Here is a 19,439-nt window from a genome sequence, read left to right as displayed (position 1 = left end):
ATATTAGGAGGTAGGAATGCGTCATCATGTGGTGATACTTGGTGGAAGTTACGGAGGTATCGCAGCGATGCGGCACTTAGGTAAATACCCTGAGTTAAAAATAACATTGATCGACCAGCATCCCTACCATTTTTTGCAGACAGAAGGTTACGAACTTATTTCCAGTAACACTTCCTTTGATGAGACCATTGTGAGTCTCCCTGCTCTGTGTGCAAATTATGGAAATGTCACCTTTAAACATCGTACAGTAGAGTCCATCAACCCCCAAAAAAGAGTCATTCTTCTTCCTGATGGTACCTGCACGTACGATACTCTCATTATTGCTTTAGGCAGTGTTACCAAACGTTTTGACTGTGATACAACCGTCTATCATTACTCAAGTGGTGCCAAGAGCCTCAGAGGAGCACTCCGACTCAACCAATTTTTCCAGGATGAACTCTACAAACGCCTCGAATCTGCCAAACAGGCTAAAGAGAATTTCAACATCGTTATAGGCGGTGCCGGTCTCTCAGGGGTGGAGATAGCTGCAGGTATGCAGTACTTTTTCAACCGCTACTATAAGAGCAATACCCTCTCCTGTGCCACTTTGCATATACATCTCATAGCCAGCAGAGAAACCATACTCAACGGTATGCATTCCCGTATTATAAAAATAGCTTCAAACAGACTCAAAAAACTTCGGGTCAAAGTACATATCCAAAGCCGTATAGCCTCCATAGATGACCATAAGATTATCTTGACGAACGGAAGTACTATACCGTTTGATTTTATGATATTTGCAGGAGGAACAACAACCGCACCATGCCTGGAAACATTCAATGCCAAAAAAAACAAAAAAGGTCAGATCATTGTAGATGACTTTTTAAAGAGCTATACGTATGAGGATATCTATGTCATAGGTGATGCCGCTGCACTTACGAGTAAAAAAGGGAAGCCTCTGCCACCTACTGCACAAACAGCCATACAAAGCGGAGAGATTGCTGCAAAAAATATCATACGTTCCCTGCATAATAAACCACTTAAAAAAGCAAATATTCACATGAAAGGTATTGCCATCGCTTTAGGAGGAAAATATGCAGCGATTGATCTTGAATTCATCCACTTTCACGGTTATTTCGCATATTTGGTAAAAAAACTTATAGAACGGCTTTATAAATGGCCTCTTTGGTGGTCTGCTTCTAAAGGTTTTACAAAAATAGACTCCTGTGAGATCTAAATCACTCCTATCATACTCATAAATCTACCACTGCAGCCCTGCTCTTTTCTGTAAGAAAAAAATCTATCTACTTCGCAAGAGGTACAGATACCGCTCATTTCAATATTCTCTTTTTTAATGCCTGCATCCAAAAGCTGTTTTTTATTGATCAGAGGCAGATCAAGCATGAATTTTTTGCCCACTGGAGTAAAACTTTCCGGCATATCAAAAAAGTGTTCTGCCACATTTTCATCTACTTCATAGCAGCATCCTCCTATAGAAGGAGCTATACCCACAATAATATTTGCAGGATCACACCCGTACATCTCTTTCATCTTCTCTACAGTTTTGACAACGATTTTGGCTTTTGTCCCTTTCCATCCTGCATGTACTGCAGCAACCACTTTTTGCTTTTCATCATACAAAAGTATAGGTACACAGTCTGCTGTAAGTATCGTAAGCACTACACCTTCAAGATTTGTAATCAGTGCATCACAATCTTCTACTGCATCTTCCAAACTCTGCCAACCTTTTGTTTCATTCTCTCTAATCACTTTTATATGATCACTATGGGTTTGGTTGGCAACCACAAAGTGAAGTGAAATACCTCCCTCTTGGCATAACACTGAAGCGATCCGTTCTCTATTTTCTACGATAAATCCCTGATCCTCTCCGGTATGCAATGCCAAAGAGAAAGCATACGGAAGATCTGCTGATTTCATGGTGACTGCATGCAGCAGCTCTTTATACTTTTGGAAATGTCCGAATCTATAAAAATCAACCATCATAACCCTTAACTCTTTTCGATATAATACCCTAAAAAAGTAGGATGACAGATGGAATCATGGTTTGACTTTGATAAACGTATCTTCAAACATTTTTCTTATCTTCTCATGATACAACTTTTACCTATTTTTGCCATATCATCCTATCTTGTCAATGAAATAAATCATCATCTTTATACCAAACAAATGGTTTATTATTTTATTGCCTTTGTTGTATTTTTTATTTCAGTTTTTATCCCTTGGAGACGGATATTATGGTGGTTTGCTCCTCTTTTTTATCTCATGAACCTCGGTCTGCTTATTGCAGTTGAGTTTGTCGGTAAAAGTATTCTCGGTGCCCAACGCTGGATCGAGATACCCGGTATTCATATTACTATCCAGCCCTCAGAGTTCATCAAAGTCAATGTCATTATGATGCTTGCCTATCTTATAAGCAGAAAACCACCCCCGGAAAAAGGGTACGGCATTTTTGATTTTATCAAACTCTCCATCGTTATTGTCATTCCTTTTATTGTTATTGCCAAAGAGCCTGATCTGGGTACCGCTTTGGTATTGTTGATCACAGGCTACGGTATTTTATTTATTATCGGGATCAACTGGAAAATTTGGGTTACCCTTGCCATACTTGCAGGAGCAGGTGCACCGATTGTCTACCAGTACGGACTTAAAGATTATCAGAAAAAACGTATCCACGATGCCATAAACAAGCCAAGTTACCAAGTCAGACAGGCTCTCATCGCCATTGGTTCAGGTGGACTGGAAGGAAAGAAAAAAGAAGATGCAACCCAAACGCAACTCAAATTCCTACCTGTCTCCTCTACAGATTTTATCTTCGCCTATCTGGGTGAAAGATTCGGATTTAAAGGTATGATCACTGTCATAGGACTCTACATACTCCTCATTTTTAATTTGCTCTATATTTCAGCCAGACATGCCAACGATTACCTCATCAGGACCTTTGCATCAGGGCTTGCTTTTTTATTCTTTGTCTACATGGGGGTTAATATATTCATGATCATAGGACTGGCACCGGTTGTTGGACTTCCACTGCCTATGTTCAGTCACGGAGGAACCTCATTTATCATTTTTGCAGTAATTTTTGGTATTTTGCAAAATTTAATTGCTTTTAAAGACTACAGTCGATATACTTCTGACGCAAAAATAACAATGCAAACAAAAGGCACACTCGCCTAAATACGGGTCTTTAGCTCAGCTGGTTAGAGCACTCGGCTCATAACCGAGTGGTCCGGGGTTCGAGTCCCCGAGGACCCACCACTTAACTATCCAATACAATCCATTAAAATCCAACTAACCCCCTTACTACCAGATAGATAAACATACCTAATCAATCCTATAACTTTTTACGCTAAAATATATTACTTCAAATTGGGGAGAGGTAAGATGGCATATACAGAAGCAGATACTAGAGCTAAACTTATCGACCCTCAAATTAAATCCAGTCATTGGCTAGAATCTCACATTGTCCGTGAATACTACTTTACAGATGGGCGTAAGCTCATTGGTGGGAAGCGTGGGAAGCGGTATTATGTGGACTACCTTCTTGTATATGAAAACAGCAATCTTGCCATCATCGAAGCCAAAGCTGAGAATAAAGATCCTCTCGATGGACTACAGCAGTCTATCAATTATGCTCAAAAACTTAAGATAGATTTTGTCTATGCGACCAACGGACATAAGATTTATGAACATAATCTTATTACAGGTAAAGGTGACTGGGTAGAATCTTTCCCTACGCCACAGACACTTTTTGAGAGAAAGTTTCCTACGCTTACCCCTACCAAAGAGAGCATCATCAAACAACCGTTCCATTTTGAAGGCAGTATGAAACCACGCTACTATCAGCAGATAGCCGTGGACAAAACCCTTGAAGCCATTGCCAATGGTAAAGACAAGGTACTGCTTACCCTTGCTACAGGTACAGGTAAGACTTACATCGCTTTTCAGATAGTCTATAGACTTTTTGAAGCCAAATGGAGTAAGTCTGGCACGCAGAGACGACCTAAGGTACTTTTCTTAGCAGATAGAAATGTATTGGCAGACCAAGCCTTTAACACTTTTAATCCACTAGAAAAAGACATCGTCCGTGTTAATGGCAAGGAGATACGAAAGCGAGGTGGCAGAGTACCAACCAATGCCAATGTATTCTTTGCTATCTATCAGTCCATCGCTGAGCGTAAGTCAGATGAGTTTGATGAAGAGAACGATGTAACAGCCTACTACAAGCAGTACCCAGAAGAGTTTTTCGACCTGATTGTTATAGACGAATGTCACAGAGGCTCTGCGAACGATGAGAGTTCCTGGAGGGAGATACTGGACTACTTCGGTTCTGCGGTGCATTTGGGATTGACTGCCACACCCAAAAGAGATGACAATGGTGATACATACAAGTATTTCGGTGAACCTGTCTACGAGTACTCTCTCAAAGAGGGGATAAATGATGGTTTCCTTACGCCTTACAAGGTAAAGCGTATCAAGACAAATATTGATGAGTACAAGTTTAACCCTAATGACATCGTGCAAGGCGAACTAGAAGAGCAGATAGTCACACTCGACAAGTTTGAAAAGCAAGTCATCATTCCCAAGCGTACAGAGCTTGTTGCCAAAACTATACTAGAGCAGATAAACCCTATGGATAAAACCATCGTCTTTTGTGTAAACCAAAAACACGCAATCGACATGAAAATAGCCATAGACAAGTACAAAACAGTCAAAGACAACGACTACTGTGTTCGTGTTACTTCTGATGAAGGAGAGATAGGGCGTGACTTCCTTGAAGCTTTTCAGAACAATGACAGAGACATTCCGACTATCTTGACTTCTTCCAAGATGCTTACCACAGGAGTAGATGCAAAGAATGTACGAAATGTCGTCCTCACGGCTCCCATTCGTTCTATGACAGAGTTCAAACAGATCATCGGGCGTGGTACGAGAGTATATGAGGGTAAGGACTTTTTTACCATCATCGACTTTGTGGGTGCGACAAACCTTTTTTATGATGATGCGTGGGATGGTTTACCTGAAGAGCAGATAGATGAAACTACGGTAGAGCCTGATACGGGAACAGACAAGGTCAAAGAGCCCAAGCTTCCTTATGGCGACCGTGATCCAAGTGATCCGGTGCCTGAGCCTGTCAAAGGCAAAGAGAAAGTAACTATTGACATTCGAGGGAGAAAGCTCAAAGTCATAGACATAGAGACGACCTATGTAGGAGAAGATGGCATCCCTCTTAAAACCCATGAATTTTTAGAGTTTTTGGTAGGTATACTCGACAAGTTTTTTCATGATGAAATACAACTCAGAGAGTTATGGTCAGACCCTGTGAAGCGTGAAGAGCTTCTGGGTAAGTTGCGAAGTATGCAGATAGACGAAGTACAACTAGAAGAACTCAAAGCCATCTTTGATGCTGAAGAGAGTGACATCTACGATGTACTGGCTCACTTGGCGTTCAACCTAGAGATCAAGACACGCAGTGAGAGGGCTTTTGCTGTGCATTACCGAAAGTATATAGAGAAGTATCATAACGGTAAGGTCAAAGAGTTTTTGAACTTTATCTTAGAACGGTATGAGAAAGATGGAGTTAAAGAGATGGGGAGTGATAAGCTCTCTTCCCTTATTAAACTTTCTGGGATAGACAGAAACGAACTCAAAGAGGCATTTGATGGAGCTGTGAATATACGTGAGGGGTATTTTGGGTTGCAGAGGGAGATTTATAAGTGATACAATATAACTATTATGAAGCAAAGGGAATGAATTATCCTGGTTTGCTTAAAAGAATAAAAAAATCTAAAAATTATTTACAACCAATTTATGAAGCATTTACTAATTCACTTGAAGCTATTAAGATGTGTAATGGTTGCAAGAGAGAAATAACTATAAGTTTAAATTTCAAAGGTACTTTATTTTCAAATGATAATGATGTTAAAAATTTACAATCTATATCAATCATAGATACAGGTATTGGTTTTACAGATAAAGGATTTGATAGATTAAAAAATATTTATGATGAAAGCAAAGGTTTTGCAAATAAAGGTTCTGGTAGATTACAATTTATACATTATTTTGATGTAGCAATATATGAAAGTGTTTATAAGAATAATCAAGAAAAAAAAGATTTTTTAAAAAGGTATTTTAAATTATCTAAATCTAAAAGATATTTAGAACAACATTCTATACTAGTTTATAAAAATCCCTCAATTGAAAAAGATAAAAAGAATAGTTATACAAAGTTAGAATTAAAAACTTTATTGGATGATGATGATAAAAGACTGTATAGTGAGCTTACTCCTACTATTTTAAAGCAAGAAATATTACACCGATATTTAGAATATTTTGCTGCTAATAGGGAGACACTTCCAACAATAACTATAAAAACAGACTCATCTTCAGAGATAGAAACAATTACTGCTAATGATATTGTAGAAGTCAACAAAGAAGAAATAATTGAAATCAACTATAAAATGTTTAATGGTACTGATTTTATTAAAGTAGAAAATAGTGAAAAATTTATTATAAAATCGTTTGTTATTAATCAAAGTATGTTGTCAGAAAATTCTTTAAAATTAACTAGCAAACAAGAGATTATTATAAATAAAAATATTGTAGAAAATGTTTCACTTGATGTATTGAAACCAAAGGAGTCCATTGATTCAAATAGATATCTTTTTCTTGTTTCTGGAGAATATATAGATAAAAAAGATAGTGATAATAGAGGTGAGTTAGAACTATATACTGAAGAAGAAGCTAAAAAAACATTAAATAAAGATCAAGAATTAATTTTGCTGGATGATATTAATAATCATGTAAATAGTAAAATTTTATCTATGTATGAAGAAATTAGAGATAAAAAGAAAAAACATGAAGAAAATCTTGATAAATTAAGAAAAATGTTTCTTTTAAATGAAAAAACAATACAAAATGCAAAAATCAATATTAATGATACAGATGAAAGCATATTAAAAAAAGTATATAAGGCTGATGTCGCAATTATTGCAGAAAAAGATGCAGAGATTAAAGAAAAAATTGATCAACTTGATACCTTAGATTTGACTAATTCGGAACAAAATAACTATCAAAATAAGTTAAATCAACATATTGAAGAATTAGTTCAAGTAATTCCTCTTCAAAATAGAACAGCATTAACTCATGCAGTAGCAAGAAGAAAGCTAGTTCTTGATTTATTTGACAAAGTTTTAAATCGTACATTAACTATACAAAATAATGGAGGTAGAAATATTGATGAAGAGTTATTACATAACTTGATTTTTCCTAAACATTCTGTAGATTCTAATACAAGTGATATGTGGATTCTCAATGAAGATTATATATACTTTAAGGGAGCTTCTGAAGGTTCTCTTGGAACAATAATGTTAAATAATGAAACAATATTTAAAGAGAAATTAACTCTAGAAGAAGAGCAATATAAATTAAAACAAGAAGGTGATGCAGGATTAAATAGAACAGATATTTTATTATTTCCAAAAGAAAGTAAATGTATTATTATAGAATTCAAAACACCTAATGTAAATATATCCAATCATCTAACACAAATAAATAGATATGCTTCACTAATAAATAATTTATCAAAAGATAAATATAAATTTAATACTTTTTATGGATATTTGATTGGAGAAAATATTGATGTAGATGATATTGTAGATAATGATTCTGACTTTAAAGATGCAGAAGGTTTGAATTTTATATTTAGACCATATAAACGAATAGTAGGTAAATTTAATAGAAAAGATGGTGCATTATATACGGAAATTATTAAATACTCTACATTGCTAGAAAGAGCAAAATTAAGGAATAAACACTATATCGATAAATTACTTGGGAAGAATGATGATTAACCTCCCTCTACAAACAAATATGGAAACCCAAAAAGTCCTAAAAAAAGCCATCTCCGCCAACCGTGCCTTAGCCAAACTCAACGGAGTGGCAAAAATCATCCCAAACTCTCAGATACTTATAAACTCTTTGGTGCTTCGTGAGGCTAAGGATAGTTCGGAGATTGAGAATATCATCACCACGCATGATGAGCTTTTTCGTGCGGAATTGGACATAAGTTCTGTGACCCATAAGACTAAAGAGGTGGAGCATTACCGACAGGCTTTGCTCAAAGGGTTTGCTTTGGTGCAGGAGAATAAGCTTTTGATCAAAAGAGACATCATCACCATTCAAAAAGAGTTGGAGCAGAATGATGCAGGGGTGAGGCGGCAGAGTGGTACGGTGCTTCGTAACATGGCTACAGGGGAAGTAGTGTTTGAACCACCGCAGGAGTATGAGGTTATAGAAGAACTGCTTGCAAATCTTGAAGCATACATCAATGAACCAAATGAGCTTGACCCGTTGGTCAATATGGCGATTATTCATTATCAGTTTGAGAGTATACATCCGTTTTATGACGGTAACGGCAGGACAGGGAGGATCATCAATATCTTGTACCTCATACTCAAAGAGCTGTTAGATATTCCTATCTTGTACCTGAGTTCGTACATCATTCAGCATAAGGCAGACTACTACCGACTGCTGCAAGAGGTACGCACTAAAGAGAACTGGGAGAAGTGGATACTCTATATGCTCGATGGTGTGGAGCAGACATCATTGGAGACTATAGAACTCATTAACGGTATTTATGCACTCATGCACAAAACCAAAATAGAGATAAAAGAGAAGCTGCCAAAGATTTATAGTAAGGATTTGGTAGAGATACTTTTTATGCACCCTTATACGAAGATTGATTTTTTGGTGGAGGGTTTAGGTATTGCTCGACAAACAGCTTCAATCTATTTGAATGAGTTGGAAAAACACAGCATGATGGAGGGTATAAAAATAGGTAGAAGTAAATATTTTATCAATAAAGAGCTCTTTGATATGTTAAAAAAAGGCATATAATCTAACATATGCTCTCTAATATGTTAGAAAAAGGCTAAAATTCTAACATATCAAACGGTTTATGTTAAAAAAACGCAAAAAAGTTAACATAGGTTCAAACCTATGGGTAAAAAAGTCAATAATTTACCCATAGCTTATGACCTATGTATAAAAAACGGTAAAAATTACCCATAGATATAAAAAGGCAACCATGGAAAGTAAAATAAACAGAATAACCGACATCCTCCGTCGAGACGACGGCATCTCTGGTGCGATGATGTACACAGAGCAGATATCTTGGATACTCTTTCTAAAGTTCATCAATGACCTTGAGATAAACAAGGCAGAAGAAGCGGAGCTGGATGGTAAGGAATATACCTACATCATAGACGAGAAGTATCGTTGGGATGTTTGGGCTTGTCCTAAAGATGATAAGGGAAAGCTTAACCTTATGAATGCTCAGAGTGGGGATGATTTGCTTGACTTTGTGAATGATGAACTGTTCTCGTACCTCAAAGGGTTTAAGTCCATCACTGCTGATGTGAAGTCGGTGAAGTATAAGATAGGGGCTATTTTTGAATTTATCGATAATCGCATAGCCAATGGGCATACGCTTCGTGAGGTGCTGGACATCATCGATGCGATGGACTTTCACTCTCAGGCTGATTTGTTTCAGCTCTCGCTCATCTATGAAAAACTGCTCAAGGACATGGGGAGTGATGGGGGTAACTCTGGGGAGTTTTATACACCTCGACCACTCATTAAGACCATCGTTGATGTGGTTGACCCTCAGATAGGTGAGAGCATCTATGACCCTGCAGTTGGGTCATGTGGGTTTCTGATAGAGGCATATAACCATATACGTTATGACGATGTGGAGGCGAACAAACAGAGGGAGCTTTCTACTACAGAGCTGAAGTTTCTAAACCAAGAGACTTTTTTCGGTAACGAAAAGACACCATTAAGCTACGTGATGGGTGTGATGAATATGATACTCCATGGCATCGAGTCGCCCAACATTGCCAAGACTAACACCCTTACCAAAGACATACGAGGACTCGAAGAGAAAGACCACTATGACTGCATACTGGCAAACCCACCTTTTGGAGGGAAAGAGAAAGAGCAGATACAGCAGAACTTCCCCATTAAATCTAACGCAACAGAGCTTCTCTTTCTGCAACACATGATGAACCACCTCAAACTAGAGGGTAGATGTGGTGTGGTCATTCCTGAGGGTGTGTTGTTTCAGACAAACAAGGCGTTTCAAGCAGTTAAAAAGGAGCTTTTAGAGCGTTTTAATGTGCATACCATACTCAGCCTGCCTAGTGGCGTGTTTTTGCCTTACAGTGGGGTAAAGACCAATGTAGTATTTTTCGACCGTAATGGGAGTACTTCGGATATCTTCTACTATGAAGTCACCCCTGAAAAGAAGCTCACAAAAAACAGACCCATCCAGTATGAGCACTTCAAAGAATTTTTGAGTGTATGGAAAGAACGAAAGCTTACCGATAACTCGTGGATAGTTAATGTCAATGACATTAAAGAGTACGACATCTCTGCGAAGAACCCGAATAACATCGAGGTGATAGAGCATAAGTCACCGTTGGAATTGGTGGAGAACATCAAAGTGAACAATGCCGAGATCAATGATCTGATGGATGAGATAGAAAAGATTTTGGTGAACAAAGATGTATAGCCCGTACCAACTCGTTCCCACCGTCCCCAGTGGGAATGCATCTATAAGTTTAGCTGATGTATTGAGTCTGCATCGTATGCAAGAGTGTAGTATGTATTCCCACCGGGGACGGATGGGAACAAGAGGATTTCGATATGAGTGAATTGTATAAGCTTCCTGAAGGGTGGGAGTGGAAGAGCTTAAATGAAGTATGTACAAAAATTACTGATGGTGCTCACAAATCTCCAAAAACTATTGAAAATGGATATCCCTACATTACAGTAAAAGATGTAGATAGTAATGGAAGAATTGATTTTGATAATTGTAAATTAATATCTGAAAAAGATTTTGAATTATTAACTAAAGGTAATTGTATGCCATTTAATGGTGATGTCCTATTTTCTAAAGATGGTACAGTAGGAAAAGTTGCATTGGTAAATTATGAAACTCCATTTGTAATTCTTTCTTCCTTGGCAATTTTGCGACCATCTGAATGCATATTATCAGAATATTTACAAAACTTTTTACAAAGTCCTCTTTTCATGGAAAAAGCAATTAAGAGTAAAACAGGTGCAGCAATAAAAAGAGTTGTTTTACGGACAATAAAAGAATTTAAAATTCCCCTCCCACCCCTCCAAGAACAAAAACGCATCGTAGCCAAGCTTGACAGCCTCTTTGCCAAGATAGACCATGCCATTGCTCTGCATCAGCAGAACATCGACGAAGCAGATGCTTTTATGGGATCGGTGTTGAATGAGGTGTTTGGAGAGTTGGAGGAGAGGTATGAGAAGAAATTATTAAAAGATATAGTTACTAAGCTTGGTGATGGTTTACATGGTACACCTAAGTATGATGAGACCGGTGATTATCATTTTATTAATGGTGCAAATTTATTGAATAATAAAATTTTCATTAAAGACAATACAAAAAAAATAAATAAATCAGAATATGAAAAATACAAAAAGGACTTAACCAATAAAACAATTTTAGTTTCCATAAACGGGACAATTGGAAATGTTGCTTTGTATAATAATGAAAAGTGTGTTTTAGGGAAAAGTGCATGTTATTTTAATCTGAAAGAAAATATAGATAAGTTTTACATCGTATATGTTATCAAAAATGGCGATTTCCAAAGATATATTAGAGCGAATGCAACGGGCTCAACTATAAATAATGTATCATTAAAAACAATGAGAGAATACCCTGTCATCTTACCACCCCTAAAAATCCAACAAAAAATCGTCCAATACCTCGACCAACTCTCGCACAAAACCCAAGCCCTCAAAAAAGAGCAACAAGAGAAGATGCAGAGCCTGAAAGATTTGAAAGCTTCCATTTTAGATAGGGCATTTAGAGGGGAGATTTGAGGTTGTACGCTTAGCTGGTCACTTAGCCTATTTGATATTAACTCCAAACTATGTTATACTAAATAAAAAAGGCAGAAGGAGGTAGATGATAAATACAAATCAAACATGTACTCCTAATGATTTATTATCTATAGGTTTGGATCCAGCAGTAGTTTGGAATGTAGACCGTAATAAAACGATAAAAAGTAATATCTTCATAGTCTCTGCTCTTAAAAATGGTTACAGCAAGAAAGTGATCTCGACACTTGCAGAATATTTTGGTGAAGAGATGATTTTAAAGTCGCTTGAGACCTATAGAGATAGAGTATCAGAACAACTTTTTGCCACTGTCTCAAACTATCTTCGCCATACTAAACACGTAGCATGATTTACCCTCCAGCCGAAAAACTTTTAGAGGCATTTTCTAAAGAGCTAATATTTTCTGAACATAAAGCTGTACTCATAGGGGGTACAGCTATAGCATATCATACACAACATCGCGTAAGTTTTGACCTTGATATTGCTTTTCCTCATCATAGAACTTTACCTTCATTAGACTTTTTATCAAACTATAATGCTGAATCATTACCATTTGATAGAGCTATCATTGATACGATGACCAATGAAGGTGGAGTAATGGAAGAGTATCATCAACGCTTTTCTATAGATGGTGTAAAAGTTGATTTTGTTGTTAATCCCTCTAGTAATATCTATGAAAGAGAGATTTTGCAGAACGATAAAGGATTGGAGCTTGGCACACTGAATATTACAAGTTTAGATGCACTCTTTAAACTCAAATCACTTTTAATTTTAGACAGAAATAAAATTAGAGATTTATATGACCTTGTGTATCTACTAAAATATCATAACTTCACAGCTAAAAACTTATTAGATACTATCAAAGAGTATCGCTTTACTTACACTGAGAAGCAAATTATACAGCTTTTAGAGAGTAAGGAAGGTGATGAGTTGGATATAGAGTTTGAAGGTATTACGGAACCTAAAATGGATATCACCTCTTATACTGAACTCAAAGCCATACTTTTAGATATTTTAAATTTAGAACTAGGTTAGTGTTACAATTTGTAAAATCTTTAAAAAAGTACTCTCGAACCACGTACATTTTTAGTTTTAGGGATAACTTTTAAAATAGGTCTCCTACAGACTCGTAAATAAGGGCTTTCGAGTCCCCGAGGCCCCACCACTTTCATCTATTCTCCACATTTTCTACACTAAAACTGTATATTGTAATAAAATGGATACTATATAAGGATGAAATTATGCATACATTATTGAAAACGTCACTTTTGAGCGTTAGCCTCCTTCTCATGCAAGGTTGTGCTACGCATGCAAACTTTGTACAGAAGTACAACTCATGGATGGGGCACAACATCAGTTATCTTATTTCTCAAATAGGTTATCCGGACAGTACTTATGTTCTTCCAAACAAAAATAAAGTCTATGTATATGAGAGATCACGGATCTATTCAATTCCATCCATGCCGATGTTCGGGTACGGGTACTATGATGGCTATAGTATGTTCGGATACGACAATGAAGTCATACAGGAGACATGCAAACTCTTTATTGAAACCAATAAAAAAGGTACGATCGTACGGTGGGGCTCCAGAGGAAACCACTGCGTGAGTCAATAGCAATAGAATGGTTTCACCATTCTATCTGCCAAAGTAATTCTGCCAATCATCTATTTTCTCTTCTTTATTGCTGCTACTCTTATGTTTCAATAGGCGATTTAAAACGTTTAACTCTTTATTTAAACTCTTATCCCGCAACTGCTTCATCTCATGAGTATAGTGTCTTCTAAAAAGTGAGAAAATCTTTTGGTACCCCTGGCTTACCTGCAGTTTACAAGATCTTCTTTCCCAGGTTTTTAATTTAGGATAGATCGGTCTGACAGGCGTGTAGATCATACATCTTCTCATGATCTGTACAGGAGGCTGATACAGATATTCCATCTTATCATTGCATCCTGCCCTTGCATCGATCATCCAGTTTTTCATCAAAGTTACATACTGTGCAAGCAAAATTGCTTTTCTTATGCCTCTGTTGTCATAATAGCCATTTTCCTCACGAAGTGTCTGATGCATGAAATGCACTTTTTGTACATTTCGGTACTTTTTGCCTTTAGTATTTTTATAACTTACACTCAGTCTGATATCTTCAGCATTTCCTGTTTTTTTCAGACGCAAAAGGATCACCCCTCCTTTGTTGCGTTTAGCGTCATTGGCACTTGGGAACAACGTATTCACTTTCATAATGCGACCTGTAGAGAGCTTCGCTTGAGGAGAACCGTATACTGCATCTATTTTATACCCTCTGCTTGCAAGTTTTAACTCCAGATCATACACCAACGGTGTCACCATGTAGTCAAACTCCTTATCCATACGTTTTTTAAACTCTTTGCTGGAGTGTACGGAGTAGTAGTTCGCACCCTTGGTTTTACTTACATATTCAACCAAATTGGCATTAAAATCCACACCAACACCTATGAATGTTGTATGTATCCCTCGGTTAGAGGCTTTTTTTGCCAATCCGAAAAGCCTGTTTTTATTCAACTCACCGGAATTTGGCATAGCATCAGTAATAAATATGATCCTGTTCTCATACCCTTTTTTCTTTACTCTATCAAAATACTTCAACCCTGCTTTATACCCGGCACTCCAATTCGTACCGCCCCTTTCCCTGAGTGCCAGTATATGCTTTCTGATCGCTTTCATATTGGTATAGGCTATTTTACGTAAAGGTTTTACAGGGTAGGCACCATCATCAAAAAGTACCACACCCAGACTATCGTTAGGCTTCAAATGCTCAAGCATAGCCACAATGGATTCAGTGGCTATTTGCATCTTACTTTTATTCTCTGCACTTCTTTTTTTACCATCGTAATAATATCTGTCAAACTGTGAGCCCATAGAACCGGATATATCCAATACTACTACAAGATTAAGATTTTTACGTTTAAAATCACTCTCATTAATACCGGAGTTAAGTCCCACACTCAGATAATAGTGCTTGTCTCCGGTATAGATATCTCTTATAACTGCTTTGCTGTATGAGGGACAAAAAAGTGACTTACACTCTCCTTTTAATCCCGTATCAAAATAATGTTGATAATAGGTTCCTTCATAAGTGATAGCATCAATTTTGGGAATATACCCCTGCTTGATATTCTCTATAAAATTATCTGTATCTTTAGCCCCACCTACGGCTAAACCTATTTTTTTAGCCGTAGGCGCTGCCATCGCCACCATTGGTGCGACAGGAGCTATGTCTCCACCTACACCTCCCGGCATAGCACTGGATATACGGTGCTTAAGCTGTTTTGAATAGCGATGTTTTTTGATGATGTTTTTTTGCTTTACTGTAGCATTGACATCCCAGTCATCGATTTTTTTAGGTTTCTTTGCAAATCCGGTTACTGTAAAAAGTGAGAATATAAGAGAAAATAGTAGAAGTTTTTTCATGCCAAATCCTTTAAAAGTCTTTGGCATTATTATAATGCAAAAAAGTGTATAAGTTGTGTCACTCCTCAAAAATTATGATATCGTAAGCGTTTTTTGTCACCAGTGCTTTACTCACATGTACAGAGCCGTTACGATTGACACGGCTGAGTTCATCCCGTAACTGATCGATCTCATTTTGCATTTGGTCAATCTGCTCTTTCAGCTGGAGGACTATGTCCACACCTGCAAGATTCACTCCCATCTGGCGTGTCAAACGTAAAATAAGCTTCATTCTGTCAATATCACGCTGGGAATAAAGGCGCATACGTCCCTGTGTACGCGAAGGCTCAACCAACCCTTCTCTTTCATACTGTCTCAGTGTCTGCGGATGTATATCCAACATAGTAGCCACTACAGAAATAAGATAAACTGGTTCATCATAACTATGCATCATTTACTCCTTTAAAGTTTCTCTTCAAGTACTTTTTTCAAATCAGGATCAAGCGTATTTACATCAGGAAGTACCACATTGGCTATGAGATACAGATCTCCCTTCATTGCTGTTTTTCTATCTGGTACACCTTTCCCTTTCAACCTGAACTTCTGACCATTTTTTGTATTTTGGGGTACTTTTAAAGAGACTTCTTTCTCCGGTGTCTGTACCTGTACTTTCCCGCCAAAAAGTGCTTCTTTCAAAGGAACATCAAATGTTTTGTAAAGGTCATCACCCTTTCTTTCATACTCATTGGAAGGAGCAACTTCCACTTTTATAAGCAGATCACCTGCGTGCCCCTGATACTGTTTTCCTTTACCGCGGACACGCATGGTCTCACCGCTTTTAATACCCGCAGGTATCTTAATATCAAAGTTCTGACCATTAACTGAAACATTATGTTTTCCACCATTGACTGCAACCATGAACGGTACAACAATTCGGGCATGCAGATCCAAGTCCGGTCCGCCGAAACCTCCAAAGCCACCCTGTGCACCGCCAAATCCACCAGAGAAACCTCCCGAGAAGCCTCCACCGCCACCACCAAACATTTGACGCAAGATCTCATCCAGATCAACGCCTTGCCCTTGTCCACTTGCAAAATCATGGAAATTCTGCCCACCGAACATTTGATCACCGAACTGATCATACTGTGCTTTTTTCTCCGAATCAGAGAGGACTTCATAAGCAGCATTGATCTCTTTGAATTTATCTACTGCACTCTCATCTTTGTTAATATCAGGGTGGTATTTTCTTGCAAGCTTTCTATAGGCTTTTTTAATTTCATCTGCACTTGCATTTTCACTGACACCAAGTGTTTCATATAAACTTTTTGACATGACTCTTCCTAAATAGTTTTTCTTAATATTGGTTGAATTATATCAAAAAAGTTTAGTCAATGTCAATCAAGTTTGAATAAATTATTGGGAATATTGTATAATATGTTATGAATTTTATAAAAATAGAAAATATTGACCTCCCTGAACTGGAGATCTATCATAGTTTTAGAGAAAATGCATTTAGAAGTGACGGCAGTTTTGTTGCAGACAGTCCAAAAGTGGTCAACCTGCTTCTTAATGAGAGTATTGAAGTCAAGAGTATTCTTGCAACACAAAGCTATTATGATAAATATACTTTATTTCTGGAAGAGAAAAATATTCCTCTGTGTTATGTAGCCACAAAAGAGGAGATGCAGCGTATTGTCGGGCACAATCTTCACCATAATGTTATGATGCACGGCATACGACCGATGCAGATACCACTTAATGCGTTAAGTGAACATATTATTATGCTCGACGAGATCAGCAACAGTGACAATATCGGAGCCATTGCCCGCTCGGCAGCAGCCCTGGGTATCCACTCCTATCTTCTTCCCGAACAAGGTCCCCATCCCTATGCCAGACGTGCACTGAGAGTCTCTATGGGACATATAGGCAAACTGGAGTTTCATCTTTATCATGATATCAAAGAGACAATCCACACACTTAAAACCATGGGGTACCGTATCTTTGCTGCAGAAGTTACTGCCAATTCAACTCCTCTCACACAAGTAAGTATCCCGGAAAAATGGGTGCTGCTCATGGGACATGAACAGCTGGGAATAGCAAATGACATATTAGAGTTATGTGATGAAGTCGTTACCATTGAAATGGAAAAAGGAATCAAAAGTTTCAATGTGGCTGTTGCAGCCTCTATCATGATGTATCAGTTCAAACATCAAAAGAATAAATAGTTCTATTTTTGTTGTTTTTTAATATAAAAAAATTTAAGCTATGGTTTCATTATATTTTTGCTATAATAAAATCATTAAATTCTAGGGAGAAAGATAATGAAGCATATACTTTTATATATATTAGTGGCACTTACTATGGTAGGGTGTAGTTCAAAAGAGAATTATATTCTGTTCAATAAAACAAAAATAAGCAATCCGGATGCAAATAAAACAATAACCAGACTGCATAATGTCAGATATGAATACAGGATCCAACCGCATGACAGGATATCTATTACAATGTACAACCACCCTGAACTCGGTACATCAAGTGTTCAAAGTCAGAAGCAGGATACCCGTGGTGTACTTGTCGATTCAAGAGGGTTCATAAGACTGCCGCTTGTAAAAAAAGTGCATATCGCCGGACTTACCCAAACATCCGCGCAGGAAAAAATAGAAAGAGCCTATAAAAAATATCTTGAAGATGCAGAAGTCTATTTGGAAGTTTTAAACAAAAGGGCTTACATACTCGGTGAAATAAATAAACCCGGAGAAATTACACTTTTCAACGAAAAACTTACTTTGTTACAAGTGCTTGCAAAAGCAGGAGGCATGACAGATTATGCAAATAGAAAAGCTATTGTTGTGCTAAAGAACAGAAACAATAAAGTCATTACACAAACTGTTGATCTCACCGGTGCAAACTCACTTAAAGTAGCAAATCTAATGATCTATCCGAACGATATTATCTATGTCGCACCAAACAATATGAAACCATTTAATGCAAAAGTAAATCAGTACAGCCCTATCTTTGGTCTAGCCAGCAGTATACTTAATCCATTAGTGAATATTAAATATCTATCAAATAATTAAAACAAAAAAGGCAGCCCAATAAAATGGAGAAAAGTCAACATAAACTTAATGAAGATGAAATTAATTTAAAAGAACTATTACAAACTTTATATCATTATAGATGGTCTATCTTGACCATCATAATATCTGCACTTTTGTTTGCTTATGTTTTTCTCTATTTTAAGACACCTGTTTACTCATCAAGTGCCATTATTGAGGTAAAGTCCAGTGGTCAACAAACTATGCAAAAAGAGGGAGATTTTTTAGGCAGTGCTTTCTCCAGTTTTGGTAAGGAAAAAGTAGATAAAGAGATAGAGATACTAAAAACTTTCAATATCAACAATCATGCACTCAATAAACTGGACTTTCAAACACAATACTATATTGATGACGGATTTAAAAAAAAGGAGATCTATCATAACCCATCTCTTATCATCAAAGAGATCACTGTCCATGATCCGAGAATATTATGGAAAATGATAAAAATAACCCCTGTAAAAGGAGGATATACCCTTCAAGTTCAAAACTCATTGAAAAAAAAGATCAAACATGCGGTATTGGGTGACAGCTTAGTCCAATTGGATGTAAAAAAGGTCTACCCCTTTAATAAAAAAATTAAAACAAAATATTTCGAATTCAGTGTAGAGAATAAAAATGAACTTACACAACCTATCTATATCAATATGAAAGGGAACAACAGGCTATTATATGAAGCTGTCATACGTCAAAACCTTGAAGTTGTTCAAATCAACCCTGCTGCCCCTTTAATACAGGTAACATATAAGGACAATATCCCTGAAAGAGCCGATACATACATCAATACTCTACTTGAAAGTTTCATAGAACAGAGTATCGCAGAAAAAAGTAAAAAGATCAACAGGATCATTGATTTTATTGATCATCAACTCAAAGAGACAAAGAAAAAGCTTGATGCTTCAGAGCAAGAACTTGAAGAATACAGAATCAAACATAAAGCAATCAACTCTGATATACAAGCACAAACCTATATGAAGGATTTAAGTGA

17 protein-coding genes and 1 tRNA gene are annotated in these 19,439 nt (G+C 37.0%); 14 read left to right on the top strand and 4 right to left on the bottom strand.

The window, feature by feature from the left end:
• The first annotated feature begins 16 nt into the window (after window positions 1-16).
• Window positions 17-1,216 carry an NAD(P)/FAD-dependent oxidoreductase gene (locus MVE01_RS09205; protein WP_472561892.1) on the top strand — a complete coding sequence of 400 codons (1,200 nt, stop codon included), beginning with the start codon at window positions 17-19 and terminating at the stop codon, window positions 1,214-1,216.
• Here MVE01_RS09205 and pgeF read toward each other — a convergent pair.
• Window positions 1,213-1,980, bottom strand: coding sequence for a peptidoglycan editing factor PgeF (gene pgeF / locus MVE01_RS09200; protein ID WP_472561891.1), 768 nt, complete (start codon window positions 1,978-1,980; stop codon window positions 1,213-1,215). The two genes, MVE01_RS09205 and pgeF, sit on opposite strands and share 4 nt — an antisense overlap.
• A 51-nt stretch (window positions 1,981-2,031) precedes the next feature.
• Here pgeF and MVE01_RS09195 point away from each other — a divergent pair, with 51 nt between their 5' ends.
• The 10 genes from MVE01_RS09195 (at window position 2,032) to MVE01_RS09150 (ending at window position 13,550) form a co-directional block, all read left to right on the top strand.
• Window positions 2,032-3,174 (top strand): FtsW/RodA/SpoVE family cell cycle protein, encoded by a 1,143-nt coding sequence (locus MVE01_RS09195; RefSeq protein ID WP_472561890.1) that lies wholly within the window; start codon window positions 2,032-2,034, stop codon window positions 3,172-3,174.
• Window positions 3,175-3,178: 4 nt separating this feature from the next.
• Window positions 3,179-3,255, top strand: a tRNA-Ile gene (locus tag MVE01_RS09190).
• A 126-nt stretch (window positions 3,256-3,381) separates the two neighbouring features.
• On the top strand, window positions 3,382-5,718 hold the full coding sequence (gene hsdR, locus MVE01_RS09185; protein ID WP_472561889.1) for an EcoAI/FtnUII family type I restriction enzme subunit R: 2,337 nt from the start codon (window positions 3,382-3,384) through the stop codon (window positions 5,716-5,718).
• Window positions 5,719-5,747: 29 nt separating this feature from the next.
• Window positions 5,748-7,850, top strand: a complete 2,103-nt coding sequence (locus tag MVE01_RS09180) for a hypothetical protein (RefSeq protein WP_472561888.1) — start codon at window positions 5,748-5,750, stop codon at window positions 7,848-7,850.
• Window positions 7,843-8,895, top strand: a complete 1,053-nt coding sequence (locus tag MVE01_RS09175; protein ID WP_472561887.1) for a Fic family protein — start codon at window positions 7,843-7,845, stop codon at window positions 8,893-8,895. Before MVE01_RS09180 ends, MVE01_RS09175 begins: the two co-directional genes overlap by 8 nt.
• Window positions 8,896-9,085: 190 nt before the next feature.
• Window positions 9,086-10,570, top strand: coding sequence for a class I SAM-dependent DNA methyltransferase (locus MVE01_RS09170; protein ID WP_472561886.1), 1,485 nt, complete (start codon window positions 9,086-9,088; stop codon window positions 10,568-10,570).
• Between the two features lie 134 nt (window positions 10,571-10,704).
• Window positions 10,705-11,916, top strand: a complete 1,212-nt coding sequence (locus tag MVE01_RS09165) for a restriction endonuclease subunit S (protein WP_472561885.1) — start codon at window positions 10,705-10,707, stop codon at window positions 11,914-11,916.
• Between the two features lie 85 nt (window positions 11,917-12,001).
• Entirely contained in the window at window positions 12,002-12,283 is a 282-nt protein-coding gene (locus MVE01_RS09160; RefSeq protein WP_472561884.1) for a hypothetical protein, read from the top strand.
• Window positions 12,280-12,969 (top strand): nucleotidyl transferase AbiEii/AbiGii toxin family protein, encoded by a 690-nt coding sequence (locus MVE01_RS09155; protein ID WP_472561883.1) that lies wholly within the window; start codon window positions 12,280-12,282, stop codon window positions 12,967-12,969. The genes MVE01_RS09160 and MVE01_RS09155 overlap by 4 nt, the downstream gene beginning before the upstream one ends.
• A gap of 206 nt (window positions 12,970-13,175) precedes the next feature.
• Complete coding sequence (locus tag MVE01_RS09150) at window positions 13,176-13,550, top strand: hypothetical protein (RefSeq protein WP_472561882.1); 375 nt, start codon at window positions 13,176-13,178, stop codon at window positions 13,548-13,550.
• 21 nt (window positions 13,551-13,571) lie between these two features.
• On the opposite strand, the gene MVE01_RS09145 is transcribed toward MVE01_RS09150, so the two are convergent.
• Genes MVE01_RS09145 through MVE01_RS09135 form a run of 3 tightly spaced genes read right to left on the bottom strand, consistent with a single transcriptional unit; the run spans window position 13,572 to window position 16,691 of the window.
• A complete protein-coding gene (locus tag MVE01_RS09145) occupies window positions 13,572-15,380 on the bottom strand; it encodes a vWA domain-containing protein (protein WP_472561881.1) in 1,809 nt (602 codons plus the stop codon).
• A gap of 58 nt (window positions 15,381-15,438) precedes the next feature.
• Window positions 15,439-15,810, bottom strand: a complete 372-nt coding sequence (locus tag MVE01_RS09140) for a heat shock protein transcriptional repressor HspR (protein ID WP_472561880.1) — start codon at window positions 15,808-15,810, stop codon at window positions 15,439-15,441.
• Between the two features lie 11 nt (window positions 15,811-15,821).
• Complete coding sequence (locus tag MVE01_RS09135; RefSeq protein ID WP_472561879.1) at window positions 15,822-16,691, bottom strand: DnaJ C-terminal domain-containing protein; 870 nt, start codon at window positions 16,689-16,691, stop codon at window positions 15,822-15,824.
• A gap of 107 nt (window positions 16,692-16,798) precedes the next feature.
• Here MVE01_RS09135 and MVE01_RS09130 point away from each other — a divergent pair, with 107 nt between their 5' ends.
• The 3 genes from MVE01_RS09130 to MVE01_RS09120 form a co-directional block, all read left to right on the top strand.
• On the top strand, window positions 16,799-17,584 hold the full coding sequence (locus MVE01_RS09130; protein WP_472561878.1) for a TrmH family RNA methyltransferase: 786 nt from the start codon (window positions 16,799-16,801) through the stop codon (window positions 17,582-17,584).
• A gap of 96 nt (window positions 17,585-17,680) precedes the next feature.
• Window positions 17,681-18,436 (top strand): polysaccharide biosynthesis/export family protein, encoded by a 756-nt coding sequence (locus tag MVE01_RS09125; RefSeq protein ID WP_472561877.1) that lies wholly within the window; start codon window positions 17,681-17,683, stop codon window positions 18,434-18,436.
• A gap of 23 nt (window positions 18,437-18,459) precedes the next feature.
• On the top strand, window positions 18,460-19,439 hold a 980-nt coding region (locus MVE01_RS09120), incomplete at its 3' end, for a Wzz/FepE/Etk N-terminal domain-containing protein (RefSeq protein ID WP_472561876.1).

The sequence above is a fragment of the Sulfurovum sp. genome, assembly GCA_026990595.1.
Classification (GTDB): Bacteria; Campylobacterota; Campylobacteria; order Campylobacterales; family Sulfurovaceae; genus Sulfurovum.
Note: the sequence above shows the minus strand (reverse complement) of the source record. Positions and strands in the feature narration are given on the sequence as shown.

Bases quoted from the DNA above. Each gene is read 5' to 3' on its own strand.
- pgeF (WP_472561891.1), bottom strand. From the start codon at position 1,980: ATGGTTGATTTTTATAGATTCGGACATTTCCAAAAGTATAAAGAGCTG.
- MVE01_RS09160 (WP_472561884.1), top strand. From the start codon at position 12,002: ATGATAAATACAAATCAAACATGTACTCCTAATGATTTATTATCTATA.
- hsdR (WP_472561889.1), top strand. From the start codon at position 3,382: ATGGCATATACAGAAGCAGATACTAGAGCTAAACTTATCGACCCTCAA.
- MVE01_RS09135 (WP_472561879.1), bottom strand. From the start codon at position 16,691: ATGTCAAAAAGTTTATATGAAACACTTGGTGTCAGTGAAAATGCAAGT.
- MVE01_RS09205 (WP_472561892.1), top strand. From the start codon at position 17: ATGCGTCATCATGTGGTGATACTTGGTGGAAGTTACGGAGGTATCGCA.
- MVE01_RS09175 (WP_472561887.1), top strand. From the start codon at position 7,843: ATGATTAACCTCCCTCTACAAACAAATATGGAAACCCAAAAAGTCCTA.
- MVE01_RS09165 (WP_472561885.1), top strand. From the start codon at position 10,705: ATGAGTGAATTGTATAAGCTTCCTGAAGGGTGGGAGTGGAAGAGCTTA.
- MVE01_RS09170 (WP_472561886.1), top strand. From the start codon at position 9,086: ATGGAAAGTAAAATAAACAGAATAACCGACATCCTCCGTCGAGACGAC.
- MVE01_RS09155 (WP_472561883.1), top strand. From the start codon at position 12,280: ATGATTTACCCTCCAGCCGAAAAACTTTTAGAGGCATTTTCTAAAGAG.
- MVE01_RS09125 (WP_472561877.1), top strand. From the start codon at position 17,681: ATGAAGCATATACTTTTATATATATTAGTGGCACTTACTATGGTAGGG.
- MVE01_RS09130 (WP_472561878.1), top strand. From the start codon at position 16,799: ATGAATTTTATAAAAATAGAAAATATTGACCTCCCTGAACTGGAGATC.
- MVE01_RS09150 (WP_472561882.1), top strand. From the start codon at position 13,176: ATGCATACATTATTGAAAACGTCACTTTTGAGCGTTAGCCTCCTTCTC.
- MVE01_RS09195 (WP_472561890.1), top strand. From the start codon at position 2,032: ATGGAATCATGGTTTGACTTTGATAAACGTATCTTCAAACATTTTTCT.
- MVE01_RS09145 (WP_472561881.1), bottom strand. From the start codon at position 15,380: ATGAAAAAACTTCTACTATTTTCTCTTATATTCTCACTTTTTACAGTA.
- MVE01_RS09180 (WP_472561888.1), top strand. From the start codon at position 5,748: ATGAATTATCCTGGTTTGCTTAAAAGAATAAAAAAATCTAAAAATTAT.
- MVE01_RS09140 (WP_472561880.1), bottom strand. From the start codon at position 15,810: ATGCATAGTTATGATGAACCAGTTTATCTTATTTCTGTAGTGGCTACT.